Here is a 15,667-nt window from a genome sequence, read left to right as displayed (position 1 = left end):
GTGCCGCTCGACGGGATCGCCGTCGGCGTGGGTCAGCGCCGCCGCGCGGATCTCGCGGTCGCGGCCGGTGAGCCGCTGGGTCTCCTGCCGCCGGAACTCGCCCCACGAGGGCACCATGAACGTCTCCAGCTGCACGTCGGCCTCCTCCCCGCTCCGGTAGAGCGCCCAGCGCGAGGCGCCGGTCCGGCGGCGGGAGCTCTCCAGCAGCCGCATGGCCGATCGGAAGTCCGCGAGGGAGTCGGGGCGGACCGTCCACGAGATCTGCACCATCACCGGCCCGTCCGTCGGCTCCGGCTCGAACACCAGCGTGGGCGTGGGCCACGACATCGAGATGCTGCGGTCGACGGTGCCCGTCCCCGGCAGCAGGGGCAGCACCCGCACGCTGGCCGCCACGAGGAGGAGCAGAGCGGCCGCCGCGGCGTACGCGGGCGCGGTGCCGAGCACCTGCGCGGCCAGGCCCCAGCCGATCGAGCCGACCGCCATGGTCCCCATGAAGACCAGGATGTAGATCGAGGCTCCGCGGGACCGCACCCACTGCGGCAGCGTGAGCTGCAGCGCCGCGTTCAGCACGGTGAGGGTGCCGATCCAGGCCAGCCCCGCGAGGACCAGCAGCAGCAGTGCCGGAACGAGGGGCAGGAAGGCCGCCGCGAGCGTCCCCGCCGCGAACAGCACGGCGCTCGCCCCGATCACGACGTCGTCCGAGAGCTTCCGGCGGGCGAGCGGCAGGGCGAAGACGCCGAGCACGGCACCGGCACCGAGGGCCCCGAGGAGGAAGCCGTAGCCGCTGGAGTCGAGCTGGAGGCGCTTCGCGGTGAGCGGCAGCAGCGCCCAGAGCGCACTGGCCGGCAGGGCGAAGAGCGCGGAGCGGAGGAGGATCCGGCGGACGAGGTGCGCGGAGGCGACGTACCTGATCCCTCCCTTCAGCGCGGCGCCGAACTGCTCGCGGTCGTCGAGGCCGGTCTGCGTCGGCCGCTTCCACCAGAGCAGAGCGAGCACGGCGCCGATGAAGCTCAGGGCGTTGATGCCGAAGACCACCGGAGCGCCGAACGCCGAGAGGACGACTCCCGCCAGGGCCGGGCCGACCGCGCGGGCGCCGTTCACCGTCACGCCGCCGAGGGCCGACGACGCCGCGATCAGGTTCCGGGGCACGAGCTCCGGCTGGATCGCCTGCCAGGCGGGCGAGGTCAGGGTGGAGGTGATGCCGAGGAGGAAGGTGAAGGCCAGGATCGTCCACGGCGTCAGCGCGCCGACCGCCGCCACGACCGTCAGAGCGGCCGCCAGCAGCGCGCTGGCCGACGACCCCCAGATGAGCAGCCGCCGCCGGTCGAGCGAGTCGGCCAGCACGCCCGCGGGGAGGGCGACGAGGATCGAGGGCGCCAGGCTCGCCGTCTGCACGAGCGCGACGACCGCCGCGCCCGCGGCCGCCTCGACCAGGTACCACTGGGCTCCGACGGTCTGCATCCAGGTGCCGATGTTGCTGCCCAGCTGGGCGAACCACAGCACGCGGAAGGCGGTGATCGCCATGGGCGCCCAGGCCGACGGCTGCGCCGGCGCGGACGTCTGCGCCGGGGCGGCGGGAGCGGGAGCCGGAGCGACGTCCTCAGTCACGGGGCACGGCCTGCCGCACCGAGAAGAGGTTGCCGAACGGGTCCAGCAGCTGGCACAGCCGCTCCCCCGTGAACACCGTCTTCGGACCGCGGTGGGCGACGGCGCCGTTCGCCGTCCAGTCGGCGACGACGGCGTCGACGTCGGGGACCGTCCAGTACGGGCTCGTGCCGTCGGGTCCGGGCCGGTTCAGCTCGTCCCGCTCGTGCAGCGTCAGGCGGGTGCCGTCCAGGTCGTAGGCCACGAGCGCCCCGCCGCGGACGACGGGCTCGCGCCCGAGCCGCGCCGAGTACCAGGCGATCGCGGCGTCGAGGTCGTCGACGAAGTAGAAGACGTTTCCGACTCCGGCGAACTCCGTCGTCGTCATGCTCGGGCCGGCGGGAGGGCGTCGCGGAGGAAGGCGAGCGAGGGGCCGATGGCCGCCTCCGTGTACCCCTCGGCGTGACGGGTGCCCGGGATCAGCTGCAGCGTGCTGGCGACTCCGACCGCGGAGAGCGCCGCCTGCATGGCCTGCGCGTCGCTCACGGGGACGAACTCGCCGAGCGAGTTGGCCAGGAACACCGGCCCGCCGTCCGCGGAGGCGTGGCGCGTCGTGGAGGCGGCGGTGAGCAGCCCGCGGTCGCCCCCGACCTCGTTGAGGATCGTCCAGCGCAGGAAGGCGTCGTTCCGGCCGGTCTGGTTGATGTCGGCGCTCTTCATGGCGTCGAGGTCCTGCGTCGTCGGCGTGGCCGGGAGGTCGTCGGTCGCCTCGACGATGCCGAGGAGGTCGAACATCCCCGACCAGCTGACGGCGGGCCGACCGGTGGCGATCGCGGCCTCCACGACCAGGTTCCCGCCCGCCGATCCGCCGAAGAACGCCAGCCTGCTCCGGTCGAACGCCCACTCGGACGCGACCGCCCACCGCTCCGCGGCGAGCACGTCGTCCCTGCTGGCCGGGAAGACCGAGTCCGGAGCCTCGCGGTAGTCCGCCGCGAACACGAGGTAGCCGGCGTCGACCAGCATCGTCGCGAGCGCCCGCTCCTTGCTCTTGTCCCCCCGGAACCACCCGCCGCCGTGGATCAGCACGACGGCCGGCCGAGCAGCGTCCTCGGCCGGGGACACCGACCTGCTGTACACGTCCAGCACCTGCGGCGACGACCCCCCTTCGACGTACGGAACCCCGATGCTCACTGACGGCTCGTCCGACACGGTGACCCCCTCCGGTCCAGATTCTCGACTGCAGTCAGACCGTAGGAGCCGGGGGCGGCGCGAGCCAGGCCCTGCCGGGGTCACCCAGGAGGGCGCCCGCAGGCCCGCCTCCCGCGGCGGCGCCGATCGCGACTAGCCTCGGAGGGTGTTCCTGACCGAGCCGTACGGCTTCCGCGACCGCTCCGCCCTCGACGAGCGCCGGGCCCTGCTCGAGGACGAGCCCTCGGTGCAGCCCCTCCGGGCGTTCCGCGAGGAGCTCCTCGCCCGGCGCATGCGCAGGCATCCGGGTGCCGTGGTGCCCGACTTCGACCCGGCCGAGGCCGGCGTCGAGGCGCGTGCGCTCATCGTGCTGGAGGCCCCGGGACCGATGTCGACCGGCCCCGACGGCTCCGGCTTCGTCTCGGTCGACAACGACGACGCGACCGCCGCCTCGACCTGGACCCTCCGCGACGAGGTCGGACTGCACGCCCGCACCCTGGTCTGGAACATCGTGCCGTGGCAGCTCGACGGCGCCCCCGACGCGGACGAGGTGCGGCAGGGCGCGATGGAGCTGCGCCGGCTCCTGCCGCTGCTACCCGACCTGCGGGTCGTCGTCAACGCCGGGACCGCGCCGACCAGCGGCTGGAAGAAGAACATCGAGCCCTACCTGGTCGACGGCCCGACGGTCATCGACTCGTGGAGCCCCGGCCAGCGGGCGATGAGCCAGCCCCGCAAGCGCGACGAGCTGAAGCGCGCCTTCGAGCGCGCGACGCACCTGGTCGGCTGAGCCCCCGGGGCTCCGAGGCGTCACGAACGGTCGTCATCGGAGCCGGGAGGCGGCCCTTCGCGACGCCTCGACCGCCGGCGGGCGGTCCGCTCAGGCCGAGCGGGCGTCCCGCAGCGCGTCGGCCGACTGCTGCGCGGCGCGGCGGACGTCGCGGTCCGGGTCGCGGAGCATGCCCGTCAGGACGGCCTCGACGCTCGCCGCGAACTCGCCCTTCGCGTCGCGACCGGAGGAGATCCCCGCCAGAGCGGCCGCCACGAGAGCGCGCGCTCCTGCCGCGCGGACCCGGGGGTGCTCGTCGGTGGTCAGGCGGGACAGCTTCTTCTGCCCGCCCAGCACGCGCTCGGCGCAGACGCGGGCGCACATCTCGCGGACGCGCCAGGAGGGGTTCGCGAGTCCGGCGGTCACCGCGTCGGCGGCGGCGTCGTCCCAGACGTAGAGGAGCGCGCGGGCACCCCAGAGCTCGGGCCAGTAGAGGGAGGGCGCTCCCTTGAGGATCCCGTCGGCGTGCTCGCCGCCCACGGTGAGGAGGAAGGACTCGCCCTCGTACCCGCCGGTGAGCAGGGCCGCGGATCGCAGAGCGACGTTGCGCTCCCCCTCGCGGGCGACCTGCGCGCGCAGGCGCTCCTCGAGCGGATCGGTGAGGGTGACGGTCGGTTCGTTGTCGCGTGCCATGAGGCTCCCGAGAGTACTCGCCCGCCCCGCGCCTTCGAAGACCCGCAGCGTTCGGCGCCGCGGCGGTCGGCCCTCTCCGTCCTGCGGCGATGGTCCGATCAGCACTCGTGCCACCGGCTGGTCGAGTGGCGCCGCAGGGACCACGGCTGAGGGACGCCTGGTAGATTCGATCCGATCGACCCCCTCCCAAGCCTCTCCGCGATGCTCACATGGGAGGGGCCTTTTTCTTCGGCACCGAGGTACTGCGATGGCACGGAAACCGAGCCTGTCGTGGAAGCAGCAGGTCCAGCTCCTCCGTGACCGCGGGCTCGGCATCGCCGACGGGGAGGCCTGCACGAGCTACCTGGCCGCGCAGAACTACTGCCGCTTCTCCGGGTACGCCCGCTACTTCCAGCGGGCTCCGCACGACGGGGACGACTCGTTCGCGGACGGAGTCTCGTTCGAGGACGTCCGAGCGGTCTGCGACGCAGATGAAGCGCTGCGGCAGAGCCTGCGTGCTCGACTGGCTCATGCCGAGATCCTTCTCCGCAGCCGTACGGCTCATGTCATCGCTCGTCAGCACGGCCCGTACGAGTGCTCTCTCGAGAAGAGCTTCTACTCCGAGTCTCCGAACGCGGAGTCGACAGTCGATTCGTGCCTCCGCGACATCGAGCGCAGCAGGGAACGGCATGTCCTCCGCTTCACGGAGCTCCCCGGCGGCAGGGGCGCGGCCGCCTTCGGCGAGCTACCGGTGTGGTCGGCCGTCGAGGCCTGGTCCTTCGGAACTCTGTCGAGATGCATCGAGCGAGGGGCACGAGGATCGCTTGCGGGGGACGTCGCGTCCGGTCTGGGAGTCGCCCGAGCCGGTTTCGCCTACCGGGTCCGCGCACTCGTCTACCTGCGCAACCGGTGCGCTCACCACAGCCGGCTCTGGAACCACTCCGTGATCGATGCGGGCCCCACGCCCAACAACGTCCGCGCGAAGGCGAAACGTCTCGCCGGGCAGTTCACTCCGCGCTCGGTCGTGGACATCATCGCTTCGTTGGACGACATCCTCCTACGAGGAGCGGACGCGGCCCCGATCCTTCCGGAGCTCGTCGCCGAGCATTCCCTGCACGACGTGTTCTGGCGAGGGCTCACGACGCCCCGGAGCCCCCTCGATCATCGAGGACCGCAGTGAGAGCGACGCGACCGGGACGGTCCCGCCCGCCCCGCGCCACGGCGGATGCCGCAGCGGAACGGACGATGCCCGCCCGCTCAGGAGGCGCCCACCGGGAGGTCGGCCCCGCCTGACTATGCTGGTGCCACCCCCGGCAGCCGAGCCCTCTGAGCCTCGTCCGCGCCGGGGTGGCGCGGCTCACCCGCCCGGGGAGCGGAGGAGGTCCTCTCATGGCCGATCGGCCGAACCTCCGCCATGTCGCGGCGGTCGCGGGCGTCTCGCACATGACCGTGTCGCGCGTGCTCAGCGGGCACCCCAACATCAAGGAGTCGACCCGCCAGAAGGTCCTCGAGGCGGTCGACGAGCTCAACTACCGGCCGAACATCGCCGCCCGCTCCCTCGTCACGCAGCGCACCGACCGCATCGGCGTGATGATCGAGAGCGGCGCCGAGTACGGGCCGTCGAGCACCCTCCGCGCGATCGAGCGCGCCGCCCGCGAGAAGGGGTACTCGATCACCTCCGTCGCGCTGCGGCCGGACCTCGAGATGACCCCCACCGACGCGATCGCCCACCTGATGGGCCTCGGGATCGACGCGCTCTGCGTGATCGCGCCGCGCTCCTCCTCCGTGGCGACCCTCCGCACCGTCGAGATCGGCGTGCCGACGCTCGTGGTGAAGAGCGATAAGGATCCGAGCTTCCTCACCGTCTCGGTCGACCAGCAGGCCGGCATGTTCCAGGCCGTCGACCACCTGGGGAACCTCGGCCACCGCGACGTGCTGCACCTCTCCGGCCCCCTCGACTGGCTCGACGCGCGCGCCCGCGAGCGCGCCTTCCACAGCCGCGCGAAGTCGTGGGGGATGCACGAGCGCCCCATCGTCATCGGCGACTGGACCCCGGACTCCGGGTACGACTTCGCCGCGAGCCTGCAGTCGGTGCCCGACTTCACCGCGATGGTCGTCGCGAACGACGAGATGGCGCTCGGAGTGATCCACGGCCTCGTCGAGCGCGGGATCCGCGTGCCCGAGGACATGAGCATCGTCGGCTTCGACGACCTGCCCACCGCCCGCCACTTCCTCCCGCCGCTGACGACGGTCCGCCAGGACTTCGACAAGCTGGGGACGACGGTCGCCGAGGTGATCCACGCGAGGATCCGCGGCCAGGAGATCCCGCAGCGCACCCGGATCCCCACGGAGCTGGTGATCCGCTCCTCCACGGCCGCTCCCCGATCGTGACCCTCCTGTTCCCGTCCCGCCGCATGCGCTCGCGTATCATCGGCGGCAGCCCCTGGCACGCCGGACCCTGACGGCGCGCCGCACACGAACCGAGGACGGCACGTGGCGATCTCATCGAGGACGACCCGGAGCTCCGCGGCACCCGTCGTCGAGATGACCGGCATCCGCGTCTCCTTCGCCTCCGGACCCGCTCTGAAGGACGGGAACCTGCGGCTGGTGCCGGGCGAGATCCACGGGCTGATGGGCGAGAACGGCGCGGGCAAGTCCACGCTGATCAAGACGCTCACCGGCATCCACCAGCCCGACGCGGGCGAGATCCTCGTCGACGGCGTCGCCCGGCGCTTCAGCGGCCCGGCGGAGGCGAAGGCAGCGGGCATCACGGCCGTGTTCCAGGACGAGCGCCTCACCGACAACCTCAGCATCGGCGAGAACGTGATGCTCGGCCACGAGGTCCGCGGCCGCTTCGGCATCTCCTGGTCGCGCACCCACCACCGCGCGGCCGAGATGCTCGCCGAGCTGGGCCTGGAGGACCTCGATCCGCACCTGCCGCTGCGCTCGCTCTCGCCGGCGATCCGCCAGCTGGTCGCGATCAGCCGCGCGATGGTCGACCGTCCGCGCGTGCTCGTGCTCGACGAGCCCACCTCCAGCCTCGACCTCAGCGACGTGGCCCGCCTCTTCACGGTGCTGCGGAGGCTGCGCGACCAGGGCGTCGCGATCCTGTTCGTCTCGCACTTCCTCGAGCAGGTCCTCACCCTCAGCGACCGGCTGACGGTGCTCCGCGACGGCGGCACCGTCGGCGAGTACCCGGCGCACACCATGGACCGCGCCGAGCTGATCGCGAAGATGATCGGCAAGGACATCGACGCGCTGCGGCAGATCGGCTCCGACCGCCGCGAGCACCGCCGCCAGCCGGTCGGCCCGGCGATCTACCGCGCGCACGGGATCGGCCGCCGCGGCGCCGTGGGCCCGACCGATCTGGAGCTGCACCGCGGCGAGATCGTGGGCTTCGCGGGCCTGCGCGGCTCGGGGCGCACCGAGCTGGCGTCGCTGGTGAGCGGGGTCGAGAAGCCGGACACCGGCGAGGTGCTGATCGACGGCGAGCCCGCCCGCATCTCCGACCCGGTGTCGGGCCTGCGCCACCGCATCGCCCACTCGAGCGAGAACCGCCGCGAGGACGGGATCATCGGCGACCTCTCCCTCCGCGAGAACCTCGTGCTGGGCCTGCAGGCTCTGCGCGGCTGGGCGCACCCGCTGTCGGCCGCCGAGACCGACACCCTGGTGCGCACCTACGTCGAGGCGCTGAACATCTCGCCGGCCGACCCGGACATCCCGGTGAAGTACCTCTCCGGAGGCAACCAGCAGAAGGTGGTCCTCGCGCGGTGGCTCGCGACCCGTCCGCGGCTGCTCGTGCTCGACGAGCCGGCGCGCGGGATCGACGTGGCGTCGAAGGTCGAGATCCAGGCGCACATCGCGCAGCTCGCGAAGGAGGGGGTGACCGTCGTCTACATCTCGTCCGAGCTGGAGGAGGTGGTGCGCCTCAGCGACCGCATCGTCGTCTTCAAGGACCGCGAGAAGATCGGCGAGGTCAGCAACGGCCCCTGGCTCACCGTCGACACGATCGTCGAGATGATCGCCGCCGACCGCGACGACGACCTCGACGACGACGACGACTGACCTCCCCCGCCGGCCGAGCGGCCGCACCGTCGACCGTGTCTCGATGAGCCGTCCGGGCTGCTCGACCGCCAGGACCTCGACGCGCCGGCGGGTCCCGCTCGGGCGCCGGGCCTGCGAGGATCCGGGGGTGGACGATCAGCGACCGGACGAGCTCGCGGAGCTGCAGCGGCGCGCCTACGGCCGAGGCTCCGACATCGAGCGGGACCCCGGCGCGCTCGCCCGACTCTCCGCGCTCGAGGCCCGCGTCCGCCCCGCCCTCGGCACCGCACTGCCGGACGCGGTGGTTCCCGCGGTCTCCGGGGACGCGGCGCCGGAGGACGCGGCACCTTCCGCGGACGCCTCCGCCGACGAGGAGTCCGACCCTTTCGGCCACGTCCCGCCCCGCCGCTCCCGTCGGCGCGGCCTCCTCCTCCTCGCCGCGCTGGCCGCGACGGCCGCCGTCGCCGCGGGGGCCACCCTCCTCGCCACCGCCGGGGACGGACAGCCCGGCCGCGAGGTCGCCGTGCTGCCGCTGTCGAACGGCACCGACCTCCCCGGCTGGGAGGGACTGGGGTTCGACGGATCGGTCACCACCGAGGACTTCGGCGGGCTCACCGTCGTGCGGCAGAGCCTGCCCGCCGACACGGGGCTCACCGTCGTCCGGCAGCGCCGCTCCTCGAGCGCCGGCTCGTGCCTCTCCATCGTGCGGACCGCCGAGCCGCAGGACGGCCTGTTCTTCCAGGGCTGCACGGCCGGAGCGTTCCCGCGGTCGCGCAGTTCACCGTGACGTCGGCGGCGCCGGAGGCCCTGCGCGAGCGGTTCCCGATCGGCACGTCCCTGCGGTTCGCCCTCGAGGGCGACGAGATTCCCGTCCGATCCGACGCCCCCTGACCGCTCAGATCCCCGTCCGCCCGTGCGGGTCGCCCACCTTCTTCGACTCGCTCGACCCGCGCTCGCGCAGGAACACGGCGAGCGCCGCCATGCTGCCCACCGCGAGGAACTCCGACTGCCAGTTCTGGAGCGTCCGGTTCCAGAAGTCGGCGGAGGAGACGTAGCCGAGCCAGTCGACGGGCGCTTCCAGGCTCGTCAGCTGCTCCTCGTTGTAGGCCACGACGCCCGTCACCGACTGCGCCGCCCAGGACAGCAGGAACACCACCCCCATCACCAGCAGCAGCGAGTGCGAGAACAGCGCCTGCCGCACGCCGCCGGCGGACGCCGAGGGCGGCGAGTCGTCCTCCGCGGACGCCCCCGCCTTCTGCTGCTCGTCGGTCTCGAGGCCCTCCTCGCCCACCCGCTTCGACTCGGGCGAGCCGCGCTGCACGAGCCAGACGGTCGCGCCGATGTAGAGGAAGAACTGGAGGTACTCCGACTGCCAGTTCTCGGCGACGTCGATCGCGAAGTCGGAGGAGGTGACGAAGCGCCAGTAGCCGACCTCCCGCAGCCCCTCCGCGACCTGGGTGTCGTTGTACGCGGCGAGCCCGGCGAACGACTGCCCGAGGAGAGCGAGCAGGAAGATCGCGAGGAAGAACAGCGAGAGTCCGTTCTCGCGCAGGAAGCGGCGCATCCGGCTCACCTCCCGAGGATCCCGACGGCGAAGAACCCGATCAGGCCGAGCACGATCACGGCGTAGTACAGGGCGGAAGCGGTGCGCACGTCAGCTCCCGTCCAGGACGCAGTCGAAGGGCGCGTCCGCCACCGGCGTGCACCCCGCCGCGCGCACCAGCCAGCCGTCGTCGCCCGGGGTGAGGAACACCGCGCTGCCGCCGGAGCGCACGATCGCCGCCCGGCCGTAGACCTCGGCGTCCCCTGCTCCGTCTTCCGCGATCCCGAGCTCCAGCACGCCGCCGGGGCAGTCGCCCTACCGGTCCTCCACGGCCTCGCGGGCGGAATCGGTGAGCAGCGCGCACGCCGCGCGGCCGTCGCCGTCGGCGAGCGCGGAGAGGAAGGCGTCGGCCGCGCGGCGGGCCGCCGTGCCGTCCGCGGAGCATCCGCAGAGCGCGAGCACGAGGGCCGCCGTCGCGGCCGTCGCGGGGACGGAGCGCGATCGAGGGAGCATCATGGCCAGGGAAGCTACTCCCGGGCCCGACCACCGGGCAGAGGGTTGCCATCGGGCCCTGCGGGCCCCGCGACCGGATCGTTACCGAAGCGCACCGCCGTGCTGTTGCGTCACAAGAATTGTTCACGGTAACATTTCGACGTGGCGCTGCTTCGGCCGGCGCCCACTGCACATCCTGCACTCACCGCACCTCGGGCCGCTAGGCCCGCATTCGAGGCCCTTCGGGGTCCACCATCTCGGGCACTCTCTTCGTGCCCGCGATCTCAAGGAGGAGATCTATGTCCAAGACGAGGCGTATCGGCCAGTTCCTGGGTTTCGCAGCAGTCGGCGCACTCGCGTTCGGACTCGCGGGCTGCTCGGGCGGTTCCGGCACCGATTCGGGCTCCGGCTCGAGCGGTGACCTCACCACCATCGGCTTCGTGGCCGTCGGCCCCGAGGGCGCGTGGCGCCAGGCGAACGAGACCAACATCGAGGACACGTTCACCAAGGACGCCGGCTTCGACCTGAAGTACGCACCCGCCACCAACGGAGACCAGAAGTCGCAGATCGACTCCTTCACCTCCTTCGTGGACGAGGGCGTCGACATCATCCTGCTCTCCGCCACGGAGGGCTCCGGCTGGGAGGACTCGCTCGAGCGCGCCCAGGAGGCCGAGATCCCGGTCATCCTGATCGACCGCGGCATCGAGCCGGACAACACCGACCTCTACGTGACCCGCATCGCGCCGGACAACATCGCGGTCAGCACCTCGGTCGCCGACTGGGCCAAGACCACCTTCCCGAGCGGCGCGAAGTACTTCACGCTCGAGGGCCCCGCGGGCGTCTCGGTCGTCAACGAGCGCAACGAAGGCTGGGACGAGGTCATCGGCGCCGACTCGAAGTTCACCAAGATCGGCGCACAGACCGCGAACTGGTCCACCGAAGAGGCCAAGAGCGTCTTCGAGACCGTCCTGAAGTCGAACAACAACGACGTCCAGCTGGTCTTCGCACAGAACGACGAGATGGGCCTCGGCGCTGTCCAGGCCGTCCAGGAGGCCGGCCTCACCCCCGGCACCGACGTCAAGATCGCCACGATCGACGGCACCAAGAACGCCCTGCAGGCGCTGGCCGACGGCGAGCTGAGCTTCGTCGCCGAGTACAACCCGCTGTTCGGCGAGACCGCCCTCGACGCGGTCGAGAAGACCCTGGCCGGCGAGACGGTCGAGTCCTCGATCGTCGTCCCGAGCGAGACCTTCGACTCGCCCGAGGCCGCCACCACCGCGCTGCCCGACCGCAAGTTCTAGTCGCTCAGCACCACCGGTCGCCCGGCGTCGTCCTCGACGCGGCACCACTCCCCCGGAGCGACCGGGGCCGGCTCTCCGCCGGCCCCGGTCGCTCCGACCCTTCGGCGCACCTGTTCGGCTGCGCCCCGCTCGAGAACGGAACGACGCGACATGACAGGTTCGCCTCCGATCGTCGAGATGAAGAACATCTCGATCAGCTTCCCCGGCGTGAAAGCCCTCGACGGCGTCGACTTCCGCCTGTTCCCGGGCGAGGTCCACACCCTCATGGGTGAGAACGGCGCCGGCAAGTCCACGCTCATCAAGGCCCTCACCGGCGTCTACCGCATCGACAGCGGAGACATCGTGATCGACGGGGAGACCCGTCGCCTGACCGGCACCGCCGACTCGCAGGCCGCGGGCATCTCCACCGTGTACCAGGAGGTCAACCTGGTCACGAACCTCTCCATCGGAGAGAACGTGATGCTCGGCTACGAGGTCCGCGGACCCTTCGGCATCAACTGGAAGGCCACACACCAGGCCGCGAAGGTCGCGCTCGAGAAGCTCGGCCTCGGCCACCTCAACACGCGCCAGTCGCTCGCCTCGCTCTCGATCGCGATGCAGCAGCTGGTCGCGATCAGCCGCTCGACGGTGAGCGACTCCAAGGTGCTCATCCTCGACGAGCCGACCTCGAGCCTGGACGCGAACGAGGTCGAGAACCTCTTCGTCGTCATCCGCCGCCTCCGTGCGGAGGGCGTCGCGATCCTCTTCGTCTCGCACTTCCTCGACCAGGTCTACGCGATCAGCGACCGCCTGACGGTGCTGCGCAACGGCACCTTCGTCGGCGAGTACCTGACCCACGAGCTCGACCGCACCTCGCTGATCTCGAAGATGATCGGCAAGGACATCGCGGCGCTGCGCTCCCTCGACTCCGAGCGCGAGAGCCAGGACCACCTCTACCGCGACGCCCCGCTCTACACCGCGAAGGGCATCGGCAAGAAGGGCTCCATCGAGAGCACCGACCTGACGCTGCACCGCGGCGAGGTCGTCGGCTTCGCCGGGCTCCTCGGCTCCGGCCGCACCGAGCTCGCGCGCCTGATCTACGGCGTCGACAAGCCCGACACCGGCGAGATCACGATGCACGGCAAGAAGATCGACGTCCCGACGCCGACCGCCGGCCTCGCCCACAAGATCGCGTTCTCGAGCGAGAACCGCCGCGACGAGGGCATCATCCGCGACCTCTCGGTCCGCGAGAACCTCATCCTCGGCGTGCAGGCCAAGCGCGGCTGGGCCCGCCCCCTCTCCAAGAAGGAGAAGGACGAGATCGTCGGCAAGTACCTCGTCGAGCTCAACGTGCGCCCGGCCGACCCCGACCGCCCGATCAGCAAGCTCTCCGGCGGCAACCAGCAGAAGGTCCTCCTCGGCCGCTGGCTCGCCACCGCCCCCGAGATCCTCATCCTCGACGAGCCGACCCGCGGCATCGACGTCGGAGCGAAGGCCGAGATCCAGGAGAAGGTCGTCGCCCTCGCCGGCGAGGGCGTCGCCGTGGTCTTCATCTCGTCCGAGCTCGACGAGGTCGTCCGTCTCAGCGACCGCATCATCGTCCTGAAGGACCACCGCGTGATCGCGGAGATCCTCAACGGTCCCGCTGTCACTGCGGAGTCGATCGTCACTACCATCGCCGCAGAGGGAGTCGTCGACGAGGACGTCGTCGTCCTCGAGAGCGCCACGCAGGAGGCCGCATCATGAGCAGCGACACCCGACCCGCCCGGGGATCAGTCCTCGGCGGGATCATCCGCCGCCAGTACTTCTGGGGAGTCGTGGCGATCGCCCTGCTCCTCCTCGTCAACGTCGTCAAGGACCCGGGCTACCTGGCCGTCTCGGTCAGCCCCACCACCGGCTACCTCGTCGGCAACGTCATCGACATCGCCCGCGCCGCCGCTCCGATCCTGATGATCGCCGTCGGCATGTGCCTGGTCGTCGCGACCGGGGGCATCGACCTCTCGGTCGGCTCGATCATGGTCGTCGCCGGCGCCGTCTCGATGGAGTTCCTCAACTCCGCGGGAGCGCCCGACTCGCTCGGCGCCGCAGCGGGTGCCTTCGCACTCGCCCTCCTCGTGGCCGCCGTGCTCGGAGCCGTGAACGGCGTCCTGGTCTCGGTGGTGGGCCTCCAGCCCTTCATCAGCACGCTCGTCGTGATGCTCGCGGGCCGCGGCCTGGCGAAGGTCATCACCGGCGGCCAGAACACCGCCGCCACCAACGAGCCCTTCCGCTGGGTCGCGAACGGGTACGTCTTCGGGCTCCCGGTCGTGTTCCTCCTCGCCATCGCGATCGTCGTGGTCGTCGGAGTCCTGGTGCGCCGCAGCGCGCTCGGCCTGATGATCGAGGCCATCGGCATGGACCCGAAGGCGGCCCGCCTCGCGGGCATCAACCGCCGGGGCCTGCTGATGACCGCCTACATCGGCAGCGGCATCCTCGCCGGAGTCGCGGGCGTGTTCGCCACGGCGAGCGTGATGACGGTCGACGTCTCGCGCACCGGCTACCAGCTCGAGCTCGACGCGATCCTCGCGGTCGTCATCGGCGGCACCTCGCTCGCCGGCGGCAAGTTCAACATCACCGGTGCCGCCGTGGGCGCGATCCTGATCGCCACCCTCGACAAGACCGTCGTGTTCCTCGGAGTCTCGTCCTCCGCGACGCCCGCCTTCAAGGCGATCGTCATCGTCGCGCTCTGCCTCCTGCAGTCCGAGCGCGTCCGCTCCGCCTTCAAGTCCCGTCGCGAGGCGCGCCGCAGCGTCCCGCAGAAAGAGGCGATCCCCGCATGAGTGCCGTGATGACCCGCTCCGCCCCTCCGGCGAGCACCAAGCGCACCTCCGGGGCGCGCGGCTGGCTGAGCCAGCACCTGGACAAGCTGCCCACCCTGGCCGCGCTGATCATCTTCTTCGGGATGATCGTCTACGGCGAGGCCGCCTACGGCCGGATCCTTCAGGCGAGCACCATCTCGAACCTGCTGGTCAACAACGCGCACCTGATCATCCTCGCCGTGGGCCTCACCTTCGTGATCCTCACCGGCGGCATCGACCTCTCGGTCGGCGCGGTGATCGCGTTCAGCAGCGTGAGCGGCGTGCTCCTGATCAACGCCGGCTGGAACCCCTGGCTCGTGATGGTCCTGATGGTCGTGATCGGCGCCCTGTTCGGCGTGATCTCCGGCGTCCTGATCCAGTACTTCAACGTGCAGCCGTTCATCGCGACGCTCGCGATGATGTTCCTGGCCCGCGGTCTCGCCTCCATGCTGAGCACCGTCCCGGAGCGCCTCCCCGAGGACTCGGCCGTGCTGAGCCTGGCCACGCCGATCAAGCTGATCGACGGCCCGAAGGTCAACGACTTCGTCATCAGCCCCGGCGTGATCATCGCGATCCTCGTCGTGGCCGGCGCGTTCTTCGTGCTGCACCGCACCCGCCTGGGCCGCACGGTCTACGCGATGGGCGGCTCCGAGCAGTCGGCGGCCCTGATGGGCCTCCCGGTGGTGCGGACCAAGCTGTTCATCTACATCATCAGCGGCACGCTCGCCGGTCTCGCCGGTGTGGTCTACACCGCCCGCCTCGGCAGCGCGCAGAACATCACCGGCACCGGCTGGGAGCTCGACGCCATCGCGGCGACCGTCATCGGCGGCACGCTGCTCACCGGCGGCGTCGGGTTCGTGCTCGGCTCGGTGGTCGGCGCCCTGGTGCTCGGACTGATGAACGTCCTGATCACCCGCGACGGCGGCATCCCGCCGGAGGCGACCACGATCATCACCGGAGGCATCCTCCTGGTCTTCGTCCTCCTCCAGCGCGCCGTCATGGCCCGCAGCAAGACCTGACCGGGCTCCCGCCCGATCTCCCCCGGCGCCCCCTCGTCCCTCCGCGGACGAGGGGGCGCCGTCGTGTCCGGGGCGCTCCGCCGGCCTCAGGAGGCGGAGCGGCTGAGCGTCAGCGCGGCCTGCTCGCGGGTGGCGTAGCCGCATTCCTCGGCGAGGCGGGCGAAGTCGGCAGGGCCCCGCCGCCGCAGGCCGATGCGGCGCCGGAGGGTGCCCGCCCGTCGCGTCGCGATCTCCTCCGCCGG

The 15,667-nt window shown here is 71.6% G+C and carries 16 protein-coding genes; 9 read left to right on the top strand and 7 right to left on the bottom strand.

Annotated elements, in window-relative coordinates; translation table 11 throughout:
• The 3 genes from C5C74_RS15320 to C5C74_RS15310 all read right to left on the bottom strand — a co-directional run.
• Positions 1 to 1,608 (bottom strand): MFS transporter (locus tag C5C74_RS15320; protein ID WP_258064206.1); only part of this gene is annotated, 1,608 nt, incomplete at its 3' end.
• On the bottom strand, positions 1,601 to 1,972 hold the full coding sequence (locus C5C74_RS15315; RefSeq protein WP_104250023.1) for a VOC family protein: 372 nt from the start codon (positions 1,970 to 1,972) through the stop codon (positions 1,601 to 1,603). The genes C5C74_RS15315 and C5C74_RS15320, both read right to left, overlap by 8 nt.
• Positions 1,969 to 2,721 carry an alpha/beta hydrolase gene (locus tag C5C74_RS15310; protein WP_181134717.1) on the bottom strand — a complete coding sequence of 251 codons (753 nt, stop codon included), beginning with the start codon at positions 2,719 to 2,721 and terminating at the stop codon, positions 1,969 to 1,971. Before C5C74_RS15310 ends, C5C74_RS15315 begins: the two co-directional genes overlap by 4 nt.
• A 217-nt stretch (positions 2,722 to 2,938) precedes the next feature.
• Here C5C74_RS15310 and C5C74_RS15305 point away from each other — a divergent pair, with 217 nt between their 5' ends.
• Complete coding sequence (locus C5C74_RS15305; RefSeq protein ID WP_104227008.1) at positions 2,939 to 3,559, top strand: hypothetical protein; 621 nt, start codon at positions 2,939 to 2,941, stop codon at positions 3,557 to 3,559.
• Between the two features lie 90 nt (positions 3,560 to 3,649).
• Here the strand turns inward: C5C74_RS15305 and C5C74_RS15300 are convergent, their stop codons facing one another.
• The gene (locus tag C5C74_RS15300) at positions 3,650 to 4,231 is read right to left on the bottom strand and encodes a HEAT repeat domain-containing protein (RefSeq protein WP_258064205.1); all 582 of its coding nucleotides are present in this window, start codon (positions 4,229 to 4,231) and stop codon (positions 3,650 to 3,652) included.
• A 247-nt stretch (positions 4,232 to 4,478) separates the two neighbouring features.
• On the opposite strand from C5C74_RS15300, the gene C5C74_RS15295 reads away from it, so the two are divergent.
• The 4 genes from C5C74_RS15295 (at position 4,479) to C5C74_RS15280 (ending at position 9,041) form a co-directional block, all read left to right on the top strand.
• The gene (locus C5C74_RS15295; protein ID WP_104351834.1) at positions 4,479 to 5,390 is read left to right on the top strand and encodes an Abi family protein; all 912 of its coding nucleotides are present in this window, start codon (positions 4,479 to 4,481) and stop codon (positions 5,388 to 5,390) included.
• Between the two features lie 209 nt (positions 5,391 to 5,599).
• Positions 5,600 to 6,601, top strand: a complete 1,002-nt coding sequence (locus tag C5C74_RS15290; protein ID WP_104222399.1) for a LacI family DNA-binding transcriptional regulator — start codon at positions 5,600 to 5,602, stop codon at positions 6,599 to 6,601.
• A 153-nt stretch (positions 6,602 to 6,754) separates the two neighbouring features.
• A complete protein-coding gene (locus C5C74_RS15285; RefSeq protein WP_104255631.1) occupies positions 6,755 to 8,275 on the top strand; it encodes a sugar ABC transporter ATP-binding protein in 1,521 nt (506 codons plus the stop codon).
• A gap of 127 nt (positions 8,276 to 8,402) precedes the next feature.
• A complete protein-coding gene (locus tag C5C74_RS15280; protein ID WP_104351833.1) occupies positions 8,403 to 9,041 on the top strand; it encodes a hypothetical protein in 639 nt (212 codons plus the stop codon).
• Between the two features lie 108 nt (positions 9,042 to 9,149).
• On the opposite strand, the gene C5C74_RS15275 is transcribed toward C5C74_RS15280, so the two are convergent.
• The 3 genes from C5C74_RS15275 to C5C74_RS15265 all read right to left on the bottom strand — a co-directional run bounded on the left by C5C74_RS15275 (position 9,150) and on the right by C5C74_RS15265 (position 10,313).
• On the bottom strand, positions 9,150 to 9,818 hold the full coding sequence (locus tag C5C74_RS15275) for a DUF6766 family protein (RefSeq protein ID WP_104319533.1): 669 nt from the start codon (positions 9,816 to 9,818) through the stop codon (positions 9,150 to 9,152).
• 90 nt (positions 9,819 to 9,908) lie between these two features.
• Positions 9,909 to 10,094: a hypothetical protein gene (locus C5C74_RS15270; protein ID WP_104222396.1), complete on the bottom strand. Its 186-nt coding sequence runs from the start codon at positions 10,092 to 10,094 to the stop codon at positions 9,909 to 9,911.
• Between the two features lie 18 nt (positions 10,095 to 10,112).
• On the bottom strand, positions 10,113 to 10,313 hold the full coding sequence (locus C5C74_RS15265; protein WP_104222395.1) for a hypothetical protein: 201 nt from the start codon (positions 10,311 to 10,313) through the stop codon (positions 10,113 to 10,115).
• Positions 10,314 to 10,588: 275 nt separating this feature from the next.
• Between C5C74_RS15265 and C5C74_RS15260 the strand changes: the two genes are divergently transcribed.
• From C5C74_RS15260 to C5C74_RS15245, 4 genes are all read left to right on the top strand, one after another.
• Positions 10,589 to 11,590 carry an ABC transporter substrate-binding protein gene (locus C5C74_RS15260; protein ID WP_104247802.1) on the top strand — a complete coding sequence of 334 codons (1,002 nt, stop codon included), beginning with the start codon at positions 10,589 to 10,591 and terminating at the stop codon, positions 11,588 to 11,590.
• Between the two features lie 150 nt (positions 11,591 to 11,740).
• Positions 11,741 to 13,315: a sugar ABC transporter ATP-binding protein gene (locus C5C74_RS15255; protein WP_104222393.1), complete on the top strand. Its 1,575-nt coding sequence runs from the start codon at positions 11,741 to 11,743 to the stop codon at positions 13,313 to 13,315.
• Positions 13,312 to 14,388: an ABC transporter permease gene (locus tag C5C74_RS15250; protein WP_104263321.1), complete on the top strand. Its 1,077-nt coding sequence runs from the start codon at positions 13,312 to 13,314 to the stop codon at positions 14,386 to 14,388. The genes C5C74_RS15255 and C5C74_RS15250 overlap by 4 nt, the downstream gene beginning before the upstream one ends.
• The gene (locus C5C74_RS15245; protein ID WP_104222391.1) at positions 14,385 to 15,425 is read left to right on the top strand and encodes a sugar ABC transporter permease; all 1,041 of its coding nucleotides are present in this window, start codon (positions 14,385 to 14,387) and stop codon (positions 15,423 to 15,425) included. The genes C5C74_RS15250 and C5C74_RS15245 overlap by 4 nt, the downstream gene beginning before the upstream one ends.
• The last annotated feature ends 242 nt before the right edge of the window (positions 15,426 to 15,667 follow it).

The sequence above is a fragment of the Rathayibacter sp. AY1E8 genome (genome assembly GCF_002931415.1).
Classification (GTDB): domain Bacteria; phylum Actinomycetota; class Actinomycetes; order Actinomycetales; family Microbacteriaceae; genus Rathayibacter.
The sequence above is the reverse complement of the archived record's forward strand: the minus strand, read 5'-3'. Positions and strand labels throughout refer to the sequence as shown.

Excerpts from the sequence above, each read along its gene's own strand:
- C5C74_RS15275 (WP_104319533.1), bottom strand. The coding sequence starts at position 9,818 with ATGCGCCGCTTCCTGCGCGAGAACGGACTCTCGCTGTTCTTCCTCGCG.
- C5C74_RS15315 (WP_104250023.1), bottom strand. The coding sequence starts at position 1,972 with ATGACGACGACGGAGTTCGCCGGAGTCGGAAACGTCTTCTACTTCGTC.
- C5C74_RS15285 (WP_104255631.1), top strand. The coding sequence starts at position 6,755 with ATGACCGGCATCCGCGTCTCCTTCGCCTCCGGACCCGCTCTGAAGGAC.
- C5C74_RS15260 (WP_104247802.1), top strand. The coding sequence starts at position 10,589 with ATGTCCAAGACGAGGCGTATCGGCCAGTTCCTGGGTTTCGCAGCAGTC.
- C5C74_RS15265 (WP_104222395.1), bottom strand. The coding sequence starts at position 10,313 with ATGATGCTCCCTCGATCGCGCTCCGTCCCCGCGACGGCCGCGACGGCG.
- C5C74_RS15245 (WP_104222391.1), top strand. The coding sequence starts at position 14,385 with ATGAGTGCCGTGATGACCCGCTCCGCCCCTCCGGCGAGCACCAAGCGC.
- C5C74_RS15250 (WP_104263321.1), top strand. The coding sequence starts at position 13,312 with ATGAGCAGCGACACCCGACCCGCCCGGGGATCAGTCCTCGGCGGGATC.
- C5C74_RS15255 (WP_104222393.1), top strand. The coding sequence starts at position 11,741 with ATGACAGGTTCGCCTCCGATCGTCGAGATGAAGAACATCTCGATCAGC.
- C5C74_RS15295 (WP_104351834.1), top strand. The coding sequence starts at position 4,479 with ATGGCACGGAAACCGAGCCTGTCGTGGAAGCAGCAGGTCCAGCTCCTC.
- C5C74_RS15300 (WP_258064205.1), bottom strand. The coding sequence starts at position 4,231 with ATGGCACGCGACAACGAACCGACCGTCACCCTCACCGATCCGCTCGAG.
- C5C74_RS15290 (WP_104222399.1), top strand. The coding sequence starts at position 5,600 with ATGGCCGATCGGCCGAACCTCCGCCATGTCGCGGCGGTCGCGGGCGTC.